This window comes from Streptomyces sp. NPDC001787, from assembly GCF_040297465.1.
Taxonomy (GTDB): domain Bacteria; phylum Actinomycetota; class Actinomycetes; order Streptomycetales; family Streptomycetaceae; genus Streptomyces.
The window spans coordinates 315,524-334,278 of record NZ_JBEOZE010000005.1; the positions used below are offsets into that span (position 1 = coordinate 315,524).

General features: G+C 74.0%; 15 protein-coding genes and 1 riboswitch. Of the genes, 6 read left to right on the plus strand and 9 right to left on the minus strand.

The window, feature by feature from the left end; genetic code table 11:
• The first annotated feature begins 77 nt into the window (after window positions 1-77).
• Together ABT170_RS10025 and ABT170_RS10030 are read left to right on the plus strand one after the other, a co-directional pair.
• Window positions 78-1,175, plus strand: coding sequence for an amidohydrolase family protein (locus ABT170_RS10025; protein WP_351865653.1), 1,098 nt, complete (start codon window positions 78-80; stop codon window positions 1,173-1,175).
• A gap of 354 nt (window positions 1,176-1,529) precedes the next feature.
• Entirely contained in the window at window positions 1,530-2,603 is a 1,074-nt protein-coding gene (locus ABT170_RS10030; protein WP_351865656.1) for an SCO1860 family LAETG-anchored protein, read from the plus strand.
• Between the two features lie 171 nt (window positions 2,604-2,774).
• Here ABT170_RS10030 and cobC read toward each other — a convergent pair whose 3' ends face one another.
• Window positions 2,775-4,364: an Rv2231c family histidinol phosphate aminotransferase CobC gene (gene cobC, locus ABT170_RS10035; protein ID WP_351865659.1), complete on the minus strand. Its 1,590-nt coding sequence runs from the start codon at window positions 4,362-4,364 to the stop codon at window positions 2,775-2,777.
• Between the two features lie 149 nt (window positions 4,365-4,513).
• Here cobC and ABT170_RS10040 point away from each other — a divergent pair, with 149 nt between their 5' ends.
• Window positions 4,514-5,236, plus strand: coding sequence for a ZIP family metal transporter (locus tag ABT170_RS10040; protein ID WP_329942363.1), 723 nt, complete (start codon window positions 4,514-4,516; stop codon window positions 5,234-5,236).
• A gap of 33 nt (window positions 5,237-5,269) precedes the next feature.
• On the opposite strand, the gene ABT170_RS10045 is transcribed toward ABT170_RS10040, so the two are convergent.
• From ABT170_RS10045 to ABT170_RS10075, 7 genes are all read right to left on the minus strand, one after another.
• Entirely contained in the window at window positions 5,270-6,628 is a 1,359-nt protein-coding gene (locus tag ABT170_RS10045) for a cobyrinic acid a,c-diamide synthase CobB (protein ID WP_351865663.1), read from the minus strand.
• Window positions 6,622-7,221 (minus strand): cob(I)yrinic acid a,c-diamide adenosyltransferase, encoded by a 600-nt coding sequence (gene cobO, locus ABT170_RS10050; protein WP_329942365.1) that lies wholly within the window; start codon window positions 7,219-7,221, stop codon window positions 6,622-6,624. The genes ABT170_RS10045 and cobO overlap by 7 nt, the downstream gene beginning before the upstream one ends.
• Window positions 7,221-9,257, minus strand: coding sequence for a putative cobaltochelatase (locus ABT170_RS10055; protein WP_351865667.1), 2,037 nt, complete (start codon window positions 9,255-9,257; stop codon window positions 7,221-7,223). Before ABT170_RS10055 ends, cobO begins: the two co-directional genes overlap by 1 nt.
• Window positions 9,254-10,975, minus strand: a complete 1,722-nt coding sequence (locus tag ABT170_RS10060) for a cobyric acid synthase (RefSeq protein ID WP_351865670.1) — start codon at window positions 10,973-10,975, stop codon at window positions 9,254-9,256. The genes ABT170_RS10055 and ABT170_RS10060 overlap by 4 nt, the downstream gene beginning before the upstream one ends.
• A complete protein-coding gene (locus ABT170_RS10065) occupies window positions 10,972-11,916 on the minus strand; it encodes a cobalamin biosynthesis protein (RefSeq protein ID WP_329942368.1) in 945 nt (314 codons plus the stop codon). Before ABT170_RS10065 ends, ABT170_RS10060 begins: the two co-directional genes overlap by 4 nt.
• A gap of 104 nt (window positions 11,917-12,020) precedes the next feature.
• A riboswitch (cobalamin riboswitch) is annotated at window positions 12,021-12,210 on the minus strand.
• Between the two features lie 108 nt (window positions 12,211-12,318).
• Complete coding sequence (locus ABT170_RS10070; RefSeq protein WP_329942369.1) at window positions 12,319-12,549, minus strand: hypothetical protein; 231 nt, start codon at window positions 12,547-12,549, stop codon at window positions 12,319-12,321.
• A 12-nt stretch (window positions 12,550-12,561) separates the two neighbouring features.
• Window positions 12,562-13,821, minus strand: a complete 1,260-nt coding sequence (locus ABT170_RS10075) for an inorganic phosphate transporter (protein ID WP_266929576.1) — start codon at window positions 13,819-13,821, stop codon at window positions 12,562-12,564.
• Between the two features lie 282 nt (window positions 13,822-14,103).
• Here ABT170_RS10075 and ABT170_RS10080 point away from each other — a divergent pair, with 282 nt between their 5' ends.
• The 3 genes from ABT170_RS10080 to ABT170_RS10090 all read left to right on the plus strand — a co-directional run bounded on the left by ABT170_RS10080 (window position 14,104) and on the right by ABT170_RS10090 (window position 17,748).
• Window positions 14,104-14,772 (plus strand): class II aldolase/adducin family protein, encoded by a 669-nt coding sequence (locus ABT170_RS10080; RefSeq protein ID WP_443034268.1) that lies wholly within the window; start codon window positions 14,104-14,106, stop codon window positions 14,770-14,772.
• A gap of 340 nt (window positions 14,773-15,112) precedes the next feature.
• Window positions 15,113-16,240 carry an alpha/beta hydrolase gene (locus ABT170_RS10085; protein WP_351865675.1) on the plus strand — a complete coding sequence of 376 codons (1,128 nt, stop codon included), beginning with the start codon at window positions 15,113-15,115 and terminating at the stop codon, window positions 16,238-16,240.
• A gap of 185 nt (window positions 16,241-16,425) precedes the next feature.
• Window positions 16,426-17,748, plus strand: a complete 1,323-nt coding sequence (locus ABT170_RS10090) for a hypothetical protein (protein WP_329942419.1) — start codon at window positions 16,426-16,428, stop codon at window positions 17,746-17,748.
• A 321-nt stretch (window positions 17,749-18,069) separates the two neighbouring features.
• Here ABT170_RS10090 and ABT170_RS10095 read toward each other — a convergent pair whose 3' ends face one another.
• Window positions 18,070-18,483 (minus strand): VOC family protein, encoded by a 414-nt coding sequence (locus ABT170_RS10095; RefSeq protein WP_351865677.1) that lies wholly within the window; start codon window positions 18,481-18,483, stop codon window positions 18,070-18,072.
• Window positions 18,484-18,755 lie beyond the last annotated feature (272 nt).

Sequence of the window (18,755 nt, forward strand, 5' to 3'; positions counted from 1 at the left end):
GTCGGCGGGTCGGTCGGCTGTTCTGCTCACGAACGGTGCTCCGTCGAGGGTACCGAGGGCCTCGTACAGTGCGGCATATGAGTGATCAGGAGCAGCGGGTGCTGCGGGTGAAGGGGCGGGTGCTCGTCGGTCCGGACGAGATCCGGGACGAGCTGTGGGCCGTGGACGGACGGATCACGTCACAGCGGCCGCCGGGTGCGGACGGGGCGGTGACGGTCACCGGGTGGGCGCTGCCCGGACTGGTCGACGCGCACTGCCATGTGGGCCTCGACCAGCACGGCCCGGTCGACGCCGCGACCAGTGAGAAGCAGGCGCTCACCGACCGGGAGGCGGGCACACTGCTGATCCGGGACGCCGGGTCGCCCTCCGACACCCGGTGGATCGACGACCGCGAGGACCTGCCCAAGATCATCAGGGCGGGCCGGCACATCGCCAGGACCCGCAGGTACATCCGCAACTACGCCCATGAGATCGAGCCCGGCGACCTGGTCGCGTATGTGGCGCGGGAAGCCCGGCGCGGGGACGGCTGGGTGAAGCTGGTCGGCGACTGGATCGACCGGGACGCCGGTGATCTGACCGCCTGCTGGCCGCGCGGCGAGGTCGAGGCGGCGATCGCCGAGGCGCACCGGCTGGGCGCCCGCGTCACCGCGCACTGCTTCGCCGAGGACGCGCTGCGCGATCTCGTGGAGGCCGGGATCGACTGCATCGAGCATGCGACCGGCCTGACCGAGGACACCATTCCGCTGTTCGCCGAGCGCGGTGTCGCGATCGTCCCCACGCTGGTCAACATCGCCACGTTCCCCGATCTCGCGGCGGGCGGCGAGGCCAAATTCCCGCGCTGGTCGGCGCATATGCGGCAGTTGTACGAGCGCCGCTACGACACCGTCCGCGCCGCGTACGACGCCGGGATCCCGGTCTACGTCGGCACCGACGCGGGCGGCTCGCTGGCCCACGGTCTGGTGGCGGCCGAGGTCGCCGAGCTGGTGAAGGCGGGCATCCCGCCCCGGGAGGCCCTCGCCGCGACGGCCTGGGGCGCCCGGCGCTGGCTGGGGCGGCCGGTTCTCGAAGAGGGCGCCCCGGCGGATCTGGTCGTCTACGACGAGGATCCGCGCGCGGACGTACGGGTGCTGGCGGCGCCGCGTCACGTCGTGCTGAACGGGCGCGTGATCGGCTGACCGTCCGGGCGGGGTGCCGGTGTACAGGGGTGCGGGCACCCCGGCATGGGGGCGTCGCATTGACAGGCGGTGACCGCAGGGGTGCGTGGCTCGTTTACGCACTTCTGCCTGCACCCCGGAACGGTCAACACCCCTGCCGCTCACACTCGGTGAAACGGGTGACGTGAAGGAACGCACGTGCCGAAAGATTCGAATACGCACGCTAAAACCCCTCTTTGGGGTGAACTCACCGCAGGTATCCGCGAGTTCACCCTCCGTACGTAAAGATTCACGGAGTCGAGGCCACCGGCGCCCGCGATGTCCCCCATTGGACGGCGCCGGTGGCTCCATGTCTCTTGTGGGGGTTCCACCATCTTGAACAGCAACACCTTCCGTCTCGCCGCTCTGGCGGTCGCCGCCGCTCCCGTCGCCCTGCTTGCCGCCGTCCCCGCGCAGGCAGCCACCGCGACGGCCACGACCACCGGCGAGGGCAGGGCGAGCGCGGTCGTGCTCCGTACCGCACTGAACGTCTCGCTCCTGAACAAGACGATCGAGGTTCCGCTCAAGGCCACGCTCAACGAGGTGCAGGCGCCCGCCAGCGCGAAGAAGACCGCCCTCAGCGTGCGGCTCGAAGGCGTGGACCACGGACAGCCGTTCAGCGTGCTGCGCGCCGATGTGGCCACGGCCGAGGCCACCGTGGGCAAGCACAAGGCGCAGGGATACAGCAATCTGGCGAAGGCCGCCGTCCATCTGCCCGGACTGCCGCTGCTCCCGCTGATCGAGGTCGAGAAGGTCACCTCCAAGGCGGTCTGCCAGGTGGGCAGGAAGCCGGTCGCGGAGTCGAACGTGCTGGGCCATGTGTCGGTCCTGGGCACGAAGGTCGCGCTCACCGCGGGCGGGACGACCCGGGTGGAGGTGCCGGGCGTCGGTGAGGTGACCCTGGACCTGTCGAAGACCAGCACCACCTCGCGGACCGCCGCCGCGGCGGCGCTGCAGCTCCGGGTGTCCGTGAATCCGCTCAAGCTCAACGTCGCCGATGTGCAGGGAGATGTCACGCTGGCCGAAGCGACCTGTGAGACACCGAAGGCGACCGACCCGGGAGGCACCGACGGCGGCTCCAGCGGCAGCGGCGGTTCCAGCAGCGGCGGTTCCAGCAGTGGCGGTTCCAGCGACGGCGGTTCGAGCGACGGCGGCGCGTCCGGCAGCGGTGGCTCGACGGACGGTGGCTCGACGGACGGCGGTTCGACGGACGGCGGTTCGACGGGCGGCAAGGGGGACGGCGGCCCGGATGTGAAGACCCAGACGGGCTCGGGCAAGGCCCCGGCCACGGGGAATCTCGCCGAGACCGGAGGCAGCTCCGCCACCCCGTACATCGCGGGCGGCGCGGCACTGCTGCTGGCGGTCGGCGCGGGGGCGACGGTGATGGCCCGCAGGCGCGCCCGGGGCTGATTCGACCGGAGGGCGTCCGCCCCAGGGGCATCCGACCCGAAGGGGGCGGGGCCCGAGGGGCCGGGGCCCGGGAGAACGGGGGGCTTGAGGGGACGGGGGCTTGAAGGGCGGCGTTTCCCGGGGAGGGACGCCGCCCTTCGGGGCGGGCCCACGGCCCGGCCCCGGGCGCCCTCAGGGCAGAGGTCTCGCGGGCAGGGCCTGAAGGGCCTGGTCGAAGGCCTGGAGGAAGCGGTTGGTCGTCACCCGGTCGCGTACGGCCAGCCGCAGCCACTCCGGCCCGAGGCCCGGGAACGTGTCACCCCGCCGTGCCGCGAAGCCCAGCAGCCTCAGCCGCTCCCGCACCTCGGCCGCCCGCTCCAGCCGCAGCAGGACGAACGGCCCCTCGGCGGGCTCGACCGCCCGTACCTCGCCGAACTCCGCCAGCCCGGCCAGCAGATGGGCCCGGTCCACCGCGATCCGGTCCGCCGCCCCGGCCGCCTCCACCAGCGCCCGCGGCTCCATGCAGGCCTCGGCCGCCGCCAGTGCCGGGGACGACACCGGCCACAGGGGCTGTGCGTCGGCCAGCAGCGCGATGGTGACCGGGTCGGCCAGCACATAGCCGATCCGCAGCCCCGCCAGCCCCCAGGTCTTGGTGAGGCTGCGCAGGACGACGAGCCCGGGGATGTCCGTACGCCCGCACAGCGCCTCCCGCTCGCCGGGGACCGCGTCCATGAACGCCTCGTCGACCACGAGCGTCCGCCCGGGGCGCGCCAGTCGCTCCAGGACGGCCGCCGGGTGGAGCACGGACGTCGGGTTGGTCGGATTGCCGACCACCACCAGATCCGCCTTCTCGGGCACCGCCGCCGGATCCAGCCGGAAGCCGTCCTCGGCACGCAGCAGCACCCGTCCCACCTCGTGACCGGCCGCCCGCAGCGCCGCCTCCGGTTCGGTGAACTGGGGATGCACGACGACCGGATGCGCCGCCGGCAGCGCGCGGGCGATGAGTACGAACGCCTCCGCCGCGCCCGCCGTCAGGAGCACCCGTTCCACCGGGAGCCCGTGCCGTCCGGCGACCGCGGCCCGCGCCGCGGCCCCGTCCGGATACGAGGCCAGCGACACCAGCGAGGCCGCTATCCGCTGCCGCAGCCAGTCCGGCGGCGTATGGGTGCGTACGTTGACGGCGAGATCGGTCAGATTGCGGTCGCGCACCTCCGCGTCACCGTGGTGCCGGAGATCCGGCTCGGTGCTCGCGACTGACTTCGTGGGGGGATTCATGGCTGCCATGGTGAAGGCGCCCGCCCCGTCCGTCACCGGCGGGGTGGAACTTTTCCGGTCAGGGGTCGCAAGGGTGGCCGGAATTCGACGGGCCACCGCGCAGGTCACGGCCCCCTTCGGAGCCGTCCCGCGCACCGAGCGGGTCTTGGCGACCAGCAGTTCGTCCGCGTCGATCAGCGCGGCGGCCTCCGCGACCGAGGGCGTCCCCACGGCCGCGCCCGGCGCACCCGAGGGGTTCGGTACGAGGACCCCGGCCAGCGCCTCGGCCGTATGCGTCCGCACCGGGACTCCCAGCCGCGCCGCGGCCCCCACGATCCCGTGTTCGGCGGCCTTGGCCTCGACGGTGGCCAGTTCCACGACGTCGGCCGCCCGCAGTCCCGCCGCCAGCAGCGTCTTCTCGATCAGGCCGAGCACCTCGTCGAGCGGTGCGCCACGACGGGCCCCGACCCCGACGACGAGCGTTCCGGTGAGGGGGACCGGGCAGGGGCCGGCGGCTGCTCCGTTCATGGGCGGAGTCCTTTCGTACGCCGGCCCGGGGGCCGGGTGTCGCGGGGGGGAGGAAGGCGGGACGGGGGCGGCCGGCGGGGGTGAGGGGCCGGAGCCGGTAAGGGCGGCCTGAGATGCGGGCACGGGGGTCAATCGGCTAGCAAGGGCCCATGGCGGTGTTCGTCGCGCTCGGCGCGTTCCTGATGACTCTGGCCGGCGGCTGGGTCGCTCAACGTGTGACCGACCGCCGTCACCTGGTGCTCGGCTTCGCGGGCGGGCTGATGCTCGGCGTGGTCGGCCTCGACCTGCTGCCGGAGGCGGTCGAGGCGGCGGGCGGACCGGTCTTCGGCGTCCCCGCCGCCCTGCTGCTGTTCGTGGGCGGGTTCCTGGCGGCCCATCTGGTGGAGCGGCTGCTCGCCGTACGCCAGGCGGCACACGGGGCGAGCGAGGAACGGGTGCCGCAGGTGGGGCTGACGGCGGCGGCCGCGATGGTCGGCCACAGCCTGATGGACGGAGTCGCGCTCGGCGCCGCGTTCCAGATCGGCGGGGGCATGGGCGCGGCGGTCGCGCTGGCCGTGATCAGTCATGACTTCGCCGACGGATTCAACACGTACACCATCACCAGTCTCTACGGGAACGCCCGCCGCAAGGCGCTCCTCATGCTGTTCGCGGACGCCCTGGCTCCGATCGTGGGCGCCGCGACGACGCTCCTGTTCACCCTTCCGGAGGAACTGCTCGGCTGCTATCTCGGCTTCTTCGGCGGCGTACTGCTCTATCTGGCCGCCGCAGAGATTCTGCCCGAGGCACACCACGACCATCCCGCCCGATCCACATTGCTCTGCACGGTCGGGGGAGTGGGCTTCATCTGGCTGGTGGTGGGCATCGCCGAGTAGGCCGTACCCGCCGGCGGCCCACCCGCCGCTTCCTCATCCCCCGGAGGACGCGGCGCACCGTTCGACGAAGCGCCGTGCCACCCCGGGCGAGGACGCCCAGTGCGTGTGCAGATAGCTCGCGTGCACGCCCCGCTGCACAAAGCCCTCCACCCGCCGCTCCGGCTGGTGCATGCCCCACGCGGGCACCGGCCCGGCGCCCGGCTCCAGCACCGTCCGGTGGAACTCATGACCGCGCAGCCGGGTCCCCGCCACCGCCAGCGAACTGTCGGAGACCGCCACCGCCTCCCGGTATCCCAGCGTCAGCCGCTCCGACATCCGGGCCGCGGCGTCCAGCACCCCGCACATCGGCCGCCCGTCCAGCTCGCGCGCCAGATACAGCAGCCCCGCGCACTCCGCCGCCACCGGCGCACCGCTCAGCGCCAGCCGGGTCACCGCCCCGCGCAGCGGCTCGTTGGCCGACAGTTCGGGGGCGTACATCTCCGGGAATCCGCCGCCGATCACGAGTCCCGCCGTGCCCGCCGGGAGCTTCTCGTCGCGCAGCGGGTCGAAGACCGCGACCTCCGCGCCCGCCGCCGCCAGCAGTTCGGCGTGTTCCGCGTACGCGAAGGTGAACGCCGCCCCGCCCGCCACGGCCACCACCGGCCGGGACCCGGGCGCCGGGTGGCGCTCGGGCTCCCACGCCCCGTCCGGCAGCGGGGGAGCCGTCCGGGCCAGCGCCATCAGCGCGTCGAGATCGCACCCCGCGCGCACCCGGTCGCCCATCGCCGCCACGGCCTCGACGGCATCGGTCTGCCGCTCGGCCACCGGCACCAGGCCCAGATGGCGCGAGGGCGTCGCGAGCCGCGAGGCCCGCCGCAGCACCCCGAGCACGGGCAGGCCCGACTCGTCCAGCGCGTCGCGCAGCAGCGCCTCGTGCCGGTCGGAGGCCACCTTGTTCAGGATCACGCCGCCGATCCGCACCTGGGGGTCCCAGGAGGCGAACCCGTGCACCAGGGCCGCGACGGAACGGGACTGCGAGGAGGCGTCGACGACCAGCACGACGGGCGCCCGCAGCAGCTTGGCGACCTGAGCCGTGGAGGCCAGTTCGCCCTGCCCCGAGGCACCGTCGTACAGCCCCATGACGCCCTCGACGACGGCGAGGTCGCAGCCGTCCGCCCCGTGCGCGAACAGCGGGGCGATCAGATCCGTCCCGCACATGTACGCGTCGAGATTGCGGCCGGGCCGTCCCGTCGCCAGCGCGTGGTAGCCCGGATCGATGTAGTCCGGGCCCACCTTGTGCGGGGACACGGCGAGCCCGCGTGCGGCGAACGCCGCCATCAGACCCGTGGCGACCGTGGTCTTGCCGCTGCCGGACGCCGGAGCGGCGATGACCAGACGGGGAACACTCACCACTCGATGCCCCTCTGGCCCTTCTGCCCGGCGTCCATCGGGTGCTTGACCTTCGACATGTCGGTCACCAGGTCGGCGGCCTCGATCAGCTTGTCCGGAGCGTTGCGCCCGGTGATCACCACATGCTGGATGCCGGGACGGTTCCGCATCACCTCGACGACCTCGTCGGTGTCGATCCAGCCCCAGTGCATCGGATAGGCGAACTCGTCCAGGACGTACAGCTTGTACGTCTCGGCCGCCAGGTCGCGCTTGACCTGCTCCCAGCCCTCACGGGCCTTCTCCTCGTTGTCCAGCTGGTTGTCGCGCTGCACCCACGACCAGCCCTCGCCCATCTTGTGCCAGGCCACGGTGCCGCCCTCGCCGCTGGCCCCCAGGACCTTCAGCGCGTTCTCCTCGCCGACCTTCCACTTCGCCGACTTCACGAACTGGAACACCCCGATCGGCCAGCCCTGGTTCCAGGCCCGCAGCGCGAGACCGAAGGCCGCCGTCGACTTCCCCTTGCCGATGCCCGTGTGGACGAAGAGAAGCGGGCGGTTGCGCCGCTGACGGGTGGTGAGCCCGTCGTCCGGTACCGATGTCGGCTGTCCCTGTGGCATTACGCGGCCCTCCCGGCTGCGGTGACGTCCTTGACGAGCCCGGCGATCGAGTCGGCCCGCAGCTCGTCGAGCGTGACGGCGGTACCTCCCAGATCCCGGGCGAGTTGTGCGGCGAGCCCGAGGCGTACGATCCCCGACTCGCAGTCCACGACGACGGACGCGGTGCCCTCGGAGCGGTGCAGACGCCCCGCCCGCCCGGCCAGCGCCACCGGTTCGGGGCCGCCGGTGGCCCGGCCGTCCGTCACCACGACGAGCAGCGGCCGCCGCGACGGATCACGCAGCCGCTCCACCCGCAGGACGTCATGGGCCCTCAGCAGCCCGGCTGCCAGCGGCGTCCGCCCCCCGGTCGGCAGCGATTCCAGCCGTGCCGCCGCAGCGTCCACCGACGAGGTCGGCGGCAGCGCCACCTCGGCGTCCTTGCCGCGGAAGGTGACCAGGCCGACCTTGTCGCGCCGCTGGTACGCGTCCAGCAGCAGCGACAGCACCGCCCCCTTCACCGCGCTCATCCGCTGCCGGGCGGCCATCGAACCGGAGGCGTCCACGACGAAGAGCACCAGATTGCCCTCGCGCCCCTCCCGCGTCGCCTGCCGCAGATCGTCCCGGCGGACGACGAGGCCCCGCCCCGACCGCCCGCGGGCGTGCTGGTGCGGCGCCGCGGCCTGCACGGTCGCCGACAGGTGAAGCTTCGTCAGGGCACCCTGCGGGCGCCGCGACCCGGTCGTACGGCCGTGCTCGGTACGGGCCCGGGAGCGCCGCCCCGCGGCGCCCTCGCCGAGACCCGGCACGCTCAGCGTCCTCGTCCGGAACGGCTCGGCCGAGGCCACGGGCTGCTGCTCCGCACCGGCGGAGCGGCCGGGCGTGTCGGTGCTGCCCTCCTGGGCAGGCCCCGTCGTACCGCTGCCGTCGGCCTGCGGCGGCACCCCGCCGCCCCCGCCACCGTCGTCGCCCCCGCCCCCGTCACCGGGGCCGTCCGGGTGCGGACCGTCGGGATCCGGGTCGTTGCCGCCCTCGCCGCCCGCCTCGTCCCCGGCGGCCTCCTGGAGCGTGTCGTCCAGCTTGTCCTCGTCGAGGCCGGGCGCGTCGAACGGGTTGCGGCGGCGCCGGTGCGGGAGCGCCAGGAGCGCGGCCTGCCGCACGTCCTCGGCGAGCACCTCCTCGCGCCCCGCCCAGGCGGCCAGGGCGGTCGCCGTACGCGCCATCACGATGTCGGCGCGCATGCCGTCGACCTCGAAGGCCGCGCAGGTCGCCGCGATCTGCCGCAGCACGCCGTCGCCCAGCACGACCTGGGGGAGCAGGGCGCGCGCGGCGGTGATCCGGTCCCGGAGGGCGGCCTCCTCCTCGGCCCACCGGGCGGCGAACGCGACCGGGTCGTCGTCGTGGGCGAGCCTGCGCCGCACGACCTCGACCCGCTGATCGGTGTCACGGGAGGCGGCCACCTCGACCGTGAGCCCGAACCGGTCCAGCAACTGGGGCCGCAGCTCGCCCTCCTCGGGGTTCATCGTGCCGACCAGCAGGAAGCGCGCGGCGTGCCGTACGGAGACGCCCTCGCGCTCGACGTACGAGGCCCCCATCGCCGCCGCGTCCAGCAGCAGGTCCACCAGATGGTCGTGGAGCAGGTTGACCTCGTCCACGTACAGGATCCCGCGGTGCGCGTCGGCCAGCAGCCCCGGCTCGAAGGCCTTCACGCCCTCCGAGAGCGCCCGCTCGATGTCCAGCGCGCCGACGAGCCGGTCCTCGGACGCGCCGACCGGCAGCTCCACGGTCCGCGCGGCCCGCGACACGCCCGTCCCGTCCCCGTGGGGCCCGTCGGGACACGCCGGATCGGGCGCCCCCGGGTCGCACGAGAAGCGGCACCCGGGCACCACGGAGACCTCCGGCATGAGCGCGGCGAGCGCCCGCACGGCGGTGGACTTGGCGGTTCCCTTCTCGCCCCGTACGAGCACCCCGCCGACAGCCGGACTGACGGCGTTCAGCAGCAGTCCGAGCCGGAGATCGTCCTGCCCGACGATCGCGGTGAAGGGATACGGCGTACTCACAGGGCCTCCTTGTTGACATCCGACACTTCGAGGGCCGCTTCGAGCCCCTCCGGCGCTCCGGGCCCGTCGGGCCCGCGCACCGCGTTCCGGGCCGTCCCGGGCCCGTCCGGCGCTCCCGGGTCCGGCGCTTCGACGGCCGGCGCTCCCGGGTCCGGGGCTCCCGGGGACGCGCCACCGCCCGGTCCGGGCGCCCCCGTCCGCGGCGCCACCACCCCCGGTGCCCCCGGGGCGATGAACGGCAGTCCCGCGGGCGCGCCGCCCTCGATCAGCCGCCACAGCGCGTCCGTGTCCGCGTGCTCCTCCACCAGATCCCCGAGCCGGTCCAGCTGCTCCTCCCGCAGCACCCCGAAACTCGTGTCCGGCGCGGCGACGAACCGCCGGCCCGCCGCCCGCGCGACCTCCGCGAGGAACCGCCGCCGGAACGCGTCGCTCTCCAGCGACCCGTGCCAGTGCGTCCCCCACACGGCACCCACCCGGCAGCCGTCCAGGAACGGCTCACCGCCGCGCACATCGGCGACCCCGTGGTGGATCTCGTACCCCTCCACCGGCTCGCCGAGCGCCGTACCGGACGGCCGGGCGAGCGTCTTGGCCCGCTCGAACCGGATGCGTACCGGCAGCAGCCCCAGCCCGTCGACCACCCCGGCCCGCGACTCCACCTCGTCCTCGATCCGCTCCCCGAGCACCTGGAACCCGCCGCAGATGCCGAGCACCGGCCGTCCCTCGGCCGCCCGCCGCACCAGCGCGTCGGCGAGACCCCGCTCGCGCAGCCAGGCCAGCGCCCGCACGGTGCCGCGCGTGCCGGGCACGATCACCAGGTCCGCGTCGGCCAGCTCCTCCGCCCGGTCCACGAACCGCACCACCACACCCGGCTCGGCGGCCAGCGCGTCCACATCGGTGAAGTTCGACATCAGCGGTACGGCGCACACCGCCACCCGCAGCACGTCCTCGCCGTGCGGCGGCGCGACGACCGACTCCCGTACGGCTCCGCGCATCGAGACGCGCAGGCCGTCCTCCTCGTCGATGCCCAGCCCGTGCGCGAACGGGAGCACCCCGTAGGTCCGCCGCCCCGTCAGCCCGTACAGCATGTCCAGGCCCGGCTCCAGCAGCGAGACATCGCCCCGGAACTTGTTGACGAGATAGCCGGCGACCAGCGACTGGTCCTCGGCGCTCAGCAGCGCCGTCGTACCGAAGAACGAGGCGAAGACGCCGCCGCGGTCGATGTCGCCGACGACCAGCACGGGAAACCGCGCGGCGCGGGCTATGCCCATGTTCACGATGTCGGTGCGCCGCAGATTGATCTCGGCAGGACTGCCCGCGCCCTCGCAGATCACGGCGTCATACGTGCCCCGAAGCCGCTCCAGGCAGTCCACGACCGTCCCGAGGAGCGCTTCCTGGCGCCCCCCGTGGTAGCCGCGGGCGCTCATCTCGCCGACCGGCTTCCCCATCAGGACGACCTGGCTGGAGCGGTCGCCGCCGGGCTTGAGCAGCACCGGGTTCATCAGCGCGGACGGCTCGACCCGGGCGGCCTGGGCCTGCATCGCCTGGGCACGCCCGATCTCCGCGCCCTCGCGGGTCACGAACGAGTTGAGCGACATGTTCTGCGCCTTGAACGGCGCGACCTTCACGCCCCGGCGCACGAGCCACCGGCAGATCCCCGCCGTGACGACGCTCTTGCCCGCGTCCGAGGTGGTCCCGGCGACCAGGAGTCCGCCGCTCATTTCGCTCTCCGTCCCGCGAGCAGCCGGCCCGCCACGCATACGCCCAGGGCCAGCGCGCTCACCCGGCGCGACAGCCGTACCGCCCGTTCGATGTCGGCGCTCTCCACGGCCCGGCCGTCCGCTCCGTTGAGCACGGGCCGGTGCTCGACCCGCCCGGCGTACGCCAGGGTCCCGCCGAGCCGTACGCCGAGCGCCCCCGCGAACGCGGCCTCCACCGGCCCCGCGTTGGGGCTCGGATGGCTGCCCGCGTCGGCCCGCCAGGCCCGTACGGCCGCACGGGGCCGTCCTCCGGCCACCACGGCCAGCGCGGCCGTCAGCCGGGCTCCCGGTCCGCCCGCCAGGTCGTCCAGGCGGGCCGAGGCCCAGCCGTAGCGCCGGTAGCGGGGCGACTTGTGGCCGACCATGGCGTCCAGCGTGTTGACGGCCCGGAAGCCGACGAGCCCGGGGACCCCGCCCAGGGCGCCCCAGACGAGGGCGCCGACGACGGCGTCCGAGGTGTTCTCGGCGACGGACTCGACCACGGCGCGGGCGATCTGCTGCCCGTCCAGCGAGTGGGGGTCGCGGCCGCACAGATGGGGCAGCCGCTCCCGGGCCACGTCGAGGTCCCCGGCGGCGAGCGCGCCGGCGACGGCGCGCGCCTCACGGCCCAGCGACGTACCGCCGATCACGGACCAGGTGGTGACGGCGGTCAGCGCGACGGCCATGGCGGGGCGGTCCCGTACGGCGCGGGCGGCCAGCGCGGCGGCCCCCGCGGCGCCGCCGGCGCAGACCAGGGTGTGCAGGGCGCCCCACCCGCGGTGGTCGCGCCAGAGCAGGCGTTCGGCCTCCGCCGCGGCCCGGCCGAACCCGGCCACGGGATGTCCCCGGCGGGGGTCACCGAGCAGGGAGTCGGCGATCAGGCCGGCCGTGGCGCCGTACGCGAAGATGCGGTCGGCACGCATGGCTCAGCCGGCCGGGGTACGGGAGATTTCCGCAAGGGGTGACACAGGTTCCGGCGCACGGCAGCCAGGCATGGCGTATGTCCTCACTCAGGGTCCGCGCCCTGGTTCGACGTGACCGGCGACGAGAGTCTCCTGGCTTCCGGATCCGCGGTTCCCCCGGCCTTCCAGTCCGCGTGGGCGGACCGTGACTTCCGATGGGGGACTGCTCCCCGGTGACAGTGGCGGGACCGCGCCGGATTCGCACCGGCTTCCTCTGCTGTCGCCGTAAACGGCTCCGGCAGTCCACCACGCTGTGAGAACGCCCGTCAACTTGCCGTTGACCTGCGGAGCCGCAGTGTGCGCAGACGCACACTGGCCGGACACACAGGGTGTGTCCGGCCAGGTGGAGGTGCGGTGTTCCGGTCAGGCGACGATCAGATAGATCCCGTACGTGACCGCCGCCGCGCACAGCGCGAAGCAGAGGTACGCGCCGGCGCGGGCCGGGGTGAACGAGCCGCCGGAGGCGCCGTTCCGCGCCGTCGGGGACTGCTTGGAGAGGCCGACGATGCCGAGGGTGAAGAGGCCGACCAGCGCCACGGTGACCACGAGGCTGACGCCGAAGACGGAGGCGAGAGCTGCCCAGTCGATGTTCATGCGGATCTGTCCTTACACCGTGGCGGGCCGCGCCGGATCGGCGGGCGTACCGGCCGGAGCCGGGATGGTGGACGTGAGGTCGGGACCCGTGGTGCCGACGGGCGGCGGGGTGACGGCGGCGATGGCCGTGGTGACGACGCCCGCGGGCTCGTCCTCCGGGCCGCCGCCGGTGACGTTGGTGTGGTCGACCGGCTTGCGGCGCGACAGCAGCCAGATGGCGCCGGAGCCCGCGACGAGCAGGACCGCGACGACGCCGACGCCCCAGCCGCCCTGCTTGGTCAGGAACTCCGCGCCCGCGCCGACCAGGCCCGCGGCCGGCAGGGTCAGACCCCAGGCGACGAACATCCGGGTCGCCGTGGACCAGCGGACCACGCCTCCCTGACGGCCGAGGCCCGCGCCCATCACGGCGCCGGAGCAGGACTGGGTGGTGGAGAGCGAGAAGCCGAGGTGGGAGGAGGCCAGGATGACCGTGGCCGCACTGGTCTGGGCGGCGAAGCCCTGCGGCGGCTTGAGGTCGGTCAGGCCGCTGCCCATGGTGCGGATGATGCGCCAGCCGCCGAGGTACGTGCCCAGGGCGATGGCCACACCGGCGGAGACGATGACCCAGACCGGCGGGTTGGAGCCGGGGGCGAGGACGCCGCCGGTGACCAGGGCCAGGGTGATGATGCCCATCGTCTTCTGCGCGTCGTTGGTGCCGTGGGCGAGCGAGACGAGACCGGCCGAGGCGATCTGCCCGGCCCGGTAGCCCTTGGCGGTCGACTTCAGCTGTCCCTCATCGGTGACCTTGCGCCCGATGCGGTACGTCAGCTTCGTGGCCAGCAGCGCGGCGAGACCGGCGACGACCGGCGCGGCGATCGCGGGCAGCAGCACCTTGGTGACGACGGTGCCGCCATTGATCGAGGACCAGCCCGCCGACATGACCGCGGCGCCGATGAGGCCGCCGAACAGGGCGTGCGAGGAACTGGAGGGCAGGCCGACCAGCCAGGTCAGCAGATTCCACAGGATGGCGCCGACGAGCGCCGCGAAGATGACCTCGGTTCTGAGGCCGTCCTCGTTGACGATCCCGCCGGAGATCGTCTTGGCGACCTCCACCGACAGGAACGCGCCGATCAGGTTGAGAACGGCGGACATCGCCACCGCTGTCTTGGGCTTCAGGGCGCCGGTCGAGATGGTGGTGGCCATCGCGTTGGCGGTGTCGTGGAAACCGTTCGTGAAATCGAACACGAGAGCTGTCACGATCACGATCGCGAGCAGCAGCGTGATGTGTTCCATTTACCCAGGCAATCGTTCGACGTCAGTGGCTCGTGGACCGTAGGCAACCTGGATGAACGGAAGATGAACTGGGCGGGGCGCTGTGGTGACTCCAACCGGATGCAATCCCCTCCGCTTGTCTGCTTACGAGGTGGGGCGAGGCACCTGGGGCGGTGCGAGGGCTGCTCTTTGCCGGGCCTTGGCGAACATTTGAGGACGCGTTTTTTCACCCGGAAGAGATTCCGGTCACCCGGCGTCCGGTATCACCCCCGCCGCCCCGGCGCAGCCCTTAGGGTGCCCCGCATGAGCGTGAGCGATCAGCCTCGGGAAGAAGCGATCGAGCGGGCCTGGCGGGGCGTGGTCGACACCGCCCGCCGGTCCGCGGCCGACGGGCTGGTCGTCGGTACCTCGGGCAATGTCTCGGCACGTGTCGGCGGGACCGTCCTGGTCACCCCCAGCGGGGTGCCCTACGACCGGCTCGGCCCGAACGACGCGGTCGGCGTCGACCTCGAAGGGCGCCGGGTCCTCGGCGATCTCGCCCCGACCAGCGAACTCCCCCTCCACCTGGCCGTCTACCGCAACAGCGACGCGGCGGCCGTCGTGCACACCCACGCGGTGCACGCCACCGCCGTCTCCACCCTGGTCGAGGAGGTCCCGCTGGTGCACTACGCGGCGGCCATGCTCGGCGGCCCCGTCCGCACCGCCCCCTACGCGCGCTACGGAACGCGGGAGCTGGCCGACAACATGCTCGCCGCCCTGCGCGACCGCACCGGCTGCCTCCTGCGGAACCACGGGACCGTCACCTACGGCGACAGCCTCGACCAGGCGTACGACCGCACCGCCCAGCTCGAATGGCTGTGCAGGCTCTGGCTCACCGCGAGCTCCGTACCGGGCCGCGAACCGGCCCTGCTCTCCCCGGCCCAGCTGCGCGAGGTGACCGAGGCCCTGAAGGGATACGGCCAGCCGGGCTGACCCTCCCCGGCCCGCACCGGACCGCGCCGCGCCCTTCCCGGCCCGCACCGGACCACGCCGCACCGGCCCTCCCCGGCCCGCACCGGACCACGCCGCGCCCTTCCCGGCCCGCACCGGACCACGCCGCACCGGCCCTCCCCGGCCCGCACCGGACCACGCCGCACCGGCCCTCCCCGGCCCGCACCGGACCACGCCGCACCGGCCCTCCCCGGCCCGCACCGGACCACGCCGATCCCGCCCGCCGTCGATTCCGTCCGCCCGATCCCGCCTGCCGCCGGGCCCCGCACCGGACGGCCCCCGCCCGCTGGCACCGGTCCGGGCCCGCCACGACACTGAAGCAGTGCGCCCGGCAACAGCGACGGCAGCGGCCGTCACCACGATCCTCGGCGTCGGCGCGGCTGCGGTCGCGGCCGGCCGGTACGCCAGCGACGCCGCCCTCAAGGTGCCGTCCGGCCGTCCCCTCCCCGCCGACCGCAGACTCACCGTGCACGCCACGGCGGCCGGACAGGTCACCCTGACCCGTTCGTTCGCCGCGCTCCGGCCCGGTACGTACGGGCTGACGGGCCCCGGCGTCCACGCCGTCGTCGGACCGGTCGTCGACCAGGCGCCGCACGCCCCCGACACCGTCGTCCGCAGACTGGAGCGGGTCGGCCACGGGGTCCTGGAACCGGGTGCCAGGGTCCGCGTCACGCCCGAGCTGTACAGCGGCGACCCGGGCAGCGCCCTCGGCCTCGACCACAAGGAGGTCGAGATCCCCGGCGAACTCGGGCTCCTGCCCGCCTGGTTCGTCCCCGGCGCCCGCGACACCTGGGTGATCACCGTGCACGGCCTCGGCACCACCCGGGCACACCCCATGAACCTGATGGCCTTCCTGAACTCCCAGCGGCTGCCCGTGCTCGACCTGGCCTACCGCGGCGACGCGGGCGCCCCCCGCTCCACTGACGGCCTCGGCCACCTCGGCGCCTCCGAATGGCGCGACCTGGACGCCGCCATCCGCTACGCCGTGCGCTACGGCGCCCGGAGCGTCGTGCTGCACGGCTGGTCGACCGGCGCCTCGATGGCGCTGCACGCCGCCGTCAACTCCGCGCTCCGCGACCGCGTCAGCGGCCTCGTCCTGGACTCCCCGGTCATGGACTGGCAGGCCACCCTGCGCGCCCTGGCCGTCGCCCGCGGCGTACCGGCCGCCCTGCTGCCGCTCGCCGTCCGGGCCGCCCAGGGACAGACCGGGCTGCGCGACGCCCCGCTCCTGGACACCTCGCTGCCGGCCGCCCTGCGTGCCCCGACACTGATCTTCCACGGCCCGGACGACACCCTGGCCCCCTGGCAGCCGTCGCGCGAACTCGCCGCGCGCCGCCCCGACCTGGTCAGCCTGCACCCCGTACCGCAGGCTCCGCATGCGGCGATGTGGAACGCCGGTCCGGCACGGTACGAGGAGGCCCTGCGGCGCTTCCTCACGCCCCTGATGTGAGGCGATGGGCGGAACCCGGCCGGCCGCCGGAGGGCCGACGAGCGCCCGCACGGACCGGTGAACCGGCTTCCGTTTGGGCTTTCGGGCCGTCAGAGGCAAGACTGCTCCCCGTGACGTCCCGTACCCCGCGCGACTCCAGGCTGCGACTTGTCCGCCCGCGACCCCTTGCCACCGCCCGCAAGGCCGTGACCACCCGGCGCACCAGGCCGGCTCCCCGGCCTCCCGAGGGCACCCCGCCCCGGACGGAACTGGCCCGCCAGGCCAGGGCGGTCCTCGCCGATTCCGTACGGATCGCCCACTGGGCCGCCGACGGCACGAGCCCCGGCGCCGCCCCGCTCGCCGCCCAGGCCCTGGAACGGGCCGCGGCCGCGCTGGAACTCTCCCCGGCCCAGGTGCGCGCGGGCTGGGACCGCGCCCGGCTGGCCGGACTCGTCGAACTCCACGGCGACACCGCACGCCCCGGCTGGCGGCTGCGTGCCTGGGACCGCGACGACTCCGCCGTGCTCCGCGGCTGGGTGGCGCTCTTCGACGCCTGGTCGCTCGTCCACGCCGCACCGGAGGGCATCGAGTCCACCGCTGTCGCCGAGGCCGTCGAGGCCGTACCCCAGGTGCTCTCCCTCCTCCAGCTCTCGGCGGGCCCGGTCACCGTGCCCGCACTCCTGGACCTCCTGGGCCAGCGCGTCGCGGAGCTCCACGAGGAGCGGTGCGAAGTGCCCTACGGCCCCGAACAGCCGCCCGCGCAGAGCGCCCCGGCCATCGAACACACCGACCCGGCACAGGACGCGGACCTCAACGCGCTCCTGCTCGACTGGGCCCTGGAGGGGCTGGCCGAGGTCGGGGCCCTCACCCTCGGCGCCGGGCACGCCACCCTGACCCCGCTCGGCAACTGGGCGGTCTGGGTGAAGCTGGAGCAGATCTGCGTCGCCGCCCAGAGCCCCGCCGGGAACATCGAGCAGTCCGCCGCGGACATGCTGCTCGGCTGCGCCCGGCTCACCCCGGGACCGGCCCGCGACGAATACCGGGCCTGGCTCGCCGCCCGCCCGGTCGGCAGCGCCGTCACCGAACTGCTGGCCGTCGCCCGCGGCGAGGACGCGCTGCTGCGCGGCCTGGCCTTCGAGGCGCTCCGCGTCGTCGGCGCCCCCGCCGAGCCCGTGGTGCGCTCCGTGGCCACCGATCCGACGCTGCGGCCCTACGCGCTCCTCTGGCTCGCCGAGTACGAGGGCGCCGACCCGGACGACGCCCAGGAGGTGCTGAGCCGGGAGGAAGCCACCTGGCTCTGGGTCGACACCGCGGCGGCCGTCGCCGACCACGGGGAGACCGGCCTGCTGGTCCGCCACCTCGACTCCGCCGTCCAGGGCACCGTCCCCGCGCTGCTCGACGAGGTCAGGGCCGTCGGCCACCCGCGCACCGTCCAGGTCCTGGTCGCCCTGGCCGCCGCCCACCCCGACCCGGCCCTGGCCAAGGCGGTACGCCGCGCCGCCTTCCAGGTCCACACGGGCGGCGCGTAGACACACCGGGCCGGACAGGCCCGCCCGCCGTCCGCAGGCCCGGACCGCACTGTCGCCGGAGCGGTCCGGGCGTCCGGTGATCTGGCAGTCAGCGAGTCAGCGAGTCAGCGAGTCAGCGAGTCAGTGAGTCAGCGAGTCAGCGAGTCAGCGATTCAGTGCGTCCGGGTCTCCGGACGCACTGGCTCGCCCGCCCCGCTGGCCCCGTACGGCCCTGCCCGGCCCCTCCGGCCCCGTACGCCCGACTTCCTGTGCCGCCGCCCCGCCGCCCCTTTCCCCGACGTCCCGTCGCCCCTGTGTCCCATCGCCCCGTCGCCCGGGAAGTCAGTCGGCGGATCCCGGGGCGTACGTCCCGAAGCTCCAGATGTTGCCCTCCCCGTCGCGCGCCATGTAGTCCCGCGAGCCGTAGTCCTGGTCCGTGGGCGGCATCAGGATCTCCACGCCGTGCGCCACCGCCCGCGCATGGTGCTCGTCCACCTCGTCCACGACCACGTACACCCCGGCCGGGCCCGCGCCCGCCATCGCCTTGGCGAAGACGCCCTCGCGGCCCTTGGAGCCGAGCATCACCCGGCCGTTGCCGCAGGACAGTTCGGCGTGCAGCACGCTGCCGTTCTCCCCCTCGTACACCGCTTCCTCGGTGAAGCCGAGCCCCTGCGTCAGTGTCCTGATCGCGGCCTTCGCGTCGTCGTACAGAATCGTCGGATAGATCGTCGGTACGCCCTTCGGCACACCTGCCATCACGCTCACCCACTTCTGCCGTTCACACCGCATTGCTGTGATCTGCGTCTCAGTCTTCCACCGACCACTGACAACGCCCTCCCGGAGGGCATCCGCGCAGGTGGCGTCGCCGAACCGAAGGGACGCCAGCCCCTCGGCCCCGGCGGGCGAGGGCCGTGCCGTGCCGGGCCGGGTGCTGGGCGGTTCGTCCCCACGGGCACGCGGAAAAGCAGTTGCACACCGCCAGTAGAATGGGCCGTATGGCCATTCTCCTTGTGCATTAGCGGCGTCGA

What these genes read in the sequence shown, in the direction of transcription:
- ABT170_RS10095 (WP_351865677.1), bottom strand. Translation starts at nt 18,483, where the DNA reads ATGGCAGGTGTGCCGAAGGGCGTACCGACGATCTATCCGACGATTCTG.
- cobO (WP_329942365.1), bottom strand. Translation starts at nt 7,221, where the DNA reads ATGCCACAGGGACAGCCGACATCGGTACCGGACGACGGGCTCACCACC.
- ABT170_RS10075 (WP_266929576.1), bottom strand. Translation starts at nt 13,821, where the DNA reads ATGGAACACATCACGCTGCTGCTCGCGATCGTGATCGTGACAGCTCTC.
- ABT170_RS10080 (WP_443034268.1), top strand. Translation starts at nt 14,104, where the DNA reads ATGAGCGTGAGCGATCAGCCTCGGGAAGAAGCGATCGAGCGGGCCTGG.
- ABT170_RS10025 (WP_351865653.1), top strand. Translation starts at nt 78, where the DNA reads ATGAGTGATCAGGAGCAGCGGGTGCTGCGGGTGAAGGGGCGGGTGCTC.
- ABT170_RS10065 (WP_329942368.1), bottom strand. Translation starts at nt 11,916, where the DNA reads ATGCGTGCCGACCGCATCTTCGCGTACGGCGCCACGGCCGGCCTGATC.
- ABT170_RS10040 (WP_329942363.1), top strand. Translation starts at nt 4,514, where the DNA reads ATGGCGGTGTTCGTCGCGCTCGGCGCGTTCCTGATGACTCTGGCCGGC.
- ABT170_RS10070 (WP_329942369.1), bottom strand. Translation starts at nt 12,549, where the DNA reads ATGAACATCGACTGGGCAGCTCTCGCCTCCGTCTTCGGCGTCAGCCTC.
- ABT170_RS10060 (WP_351865670.1), bottom strand. Translation starts at nt 10,975, where the DNA reads ATGAGCGGCGGACTCCTGGTCGCCGGGACCACCTCGGACGCGGGCAAG.
- cobC (WP_351865659.1), bottom strand. Translation starts at nt 4,364, where the DNA reads ATGAACGGAGCAGCCGCCGGCCCCTGCCCGGTCCCCCTCACCGGAACG.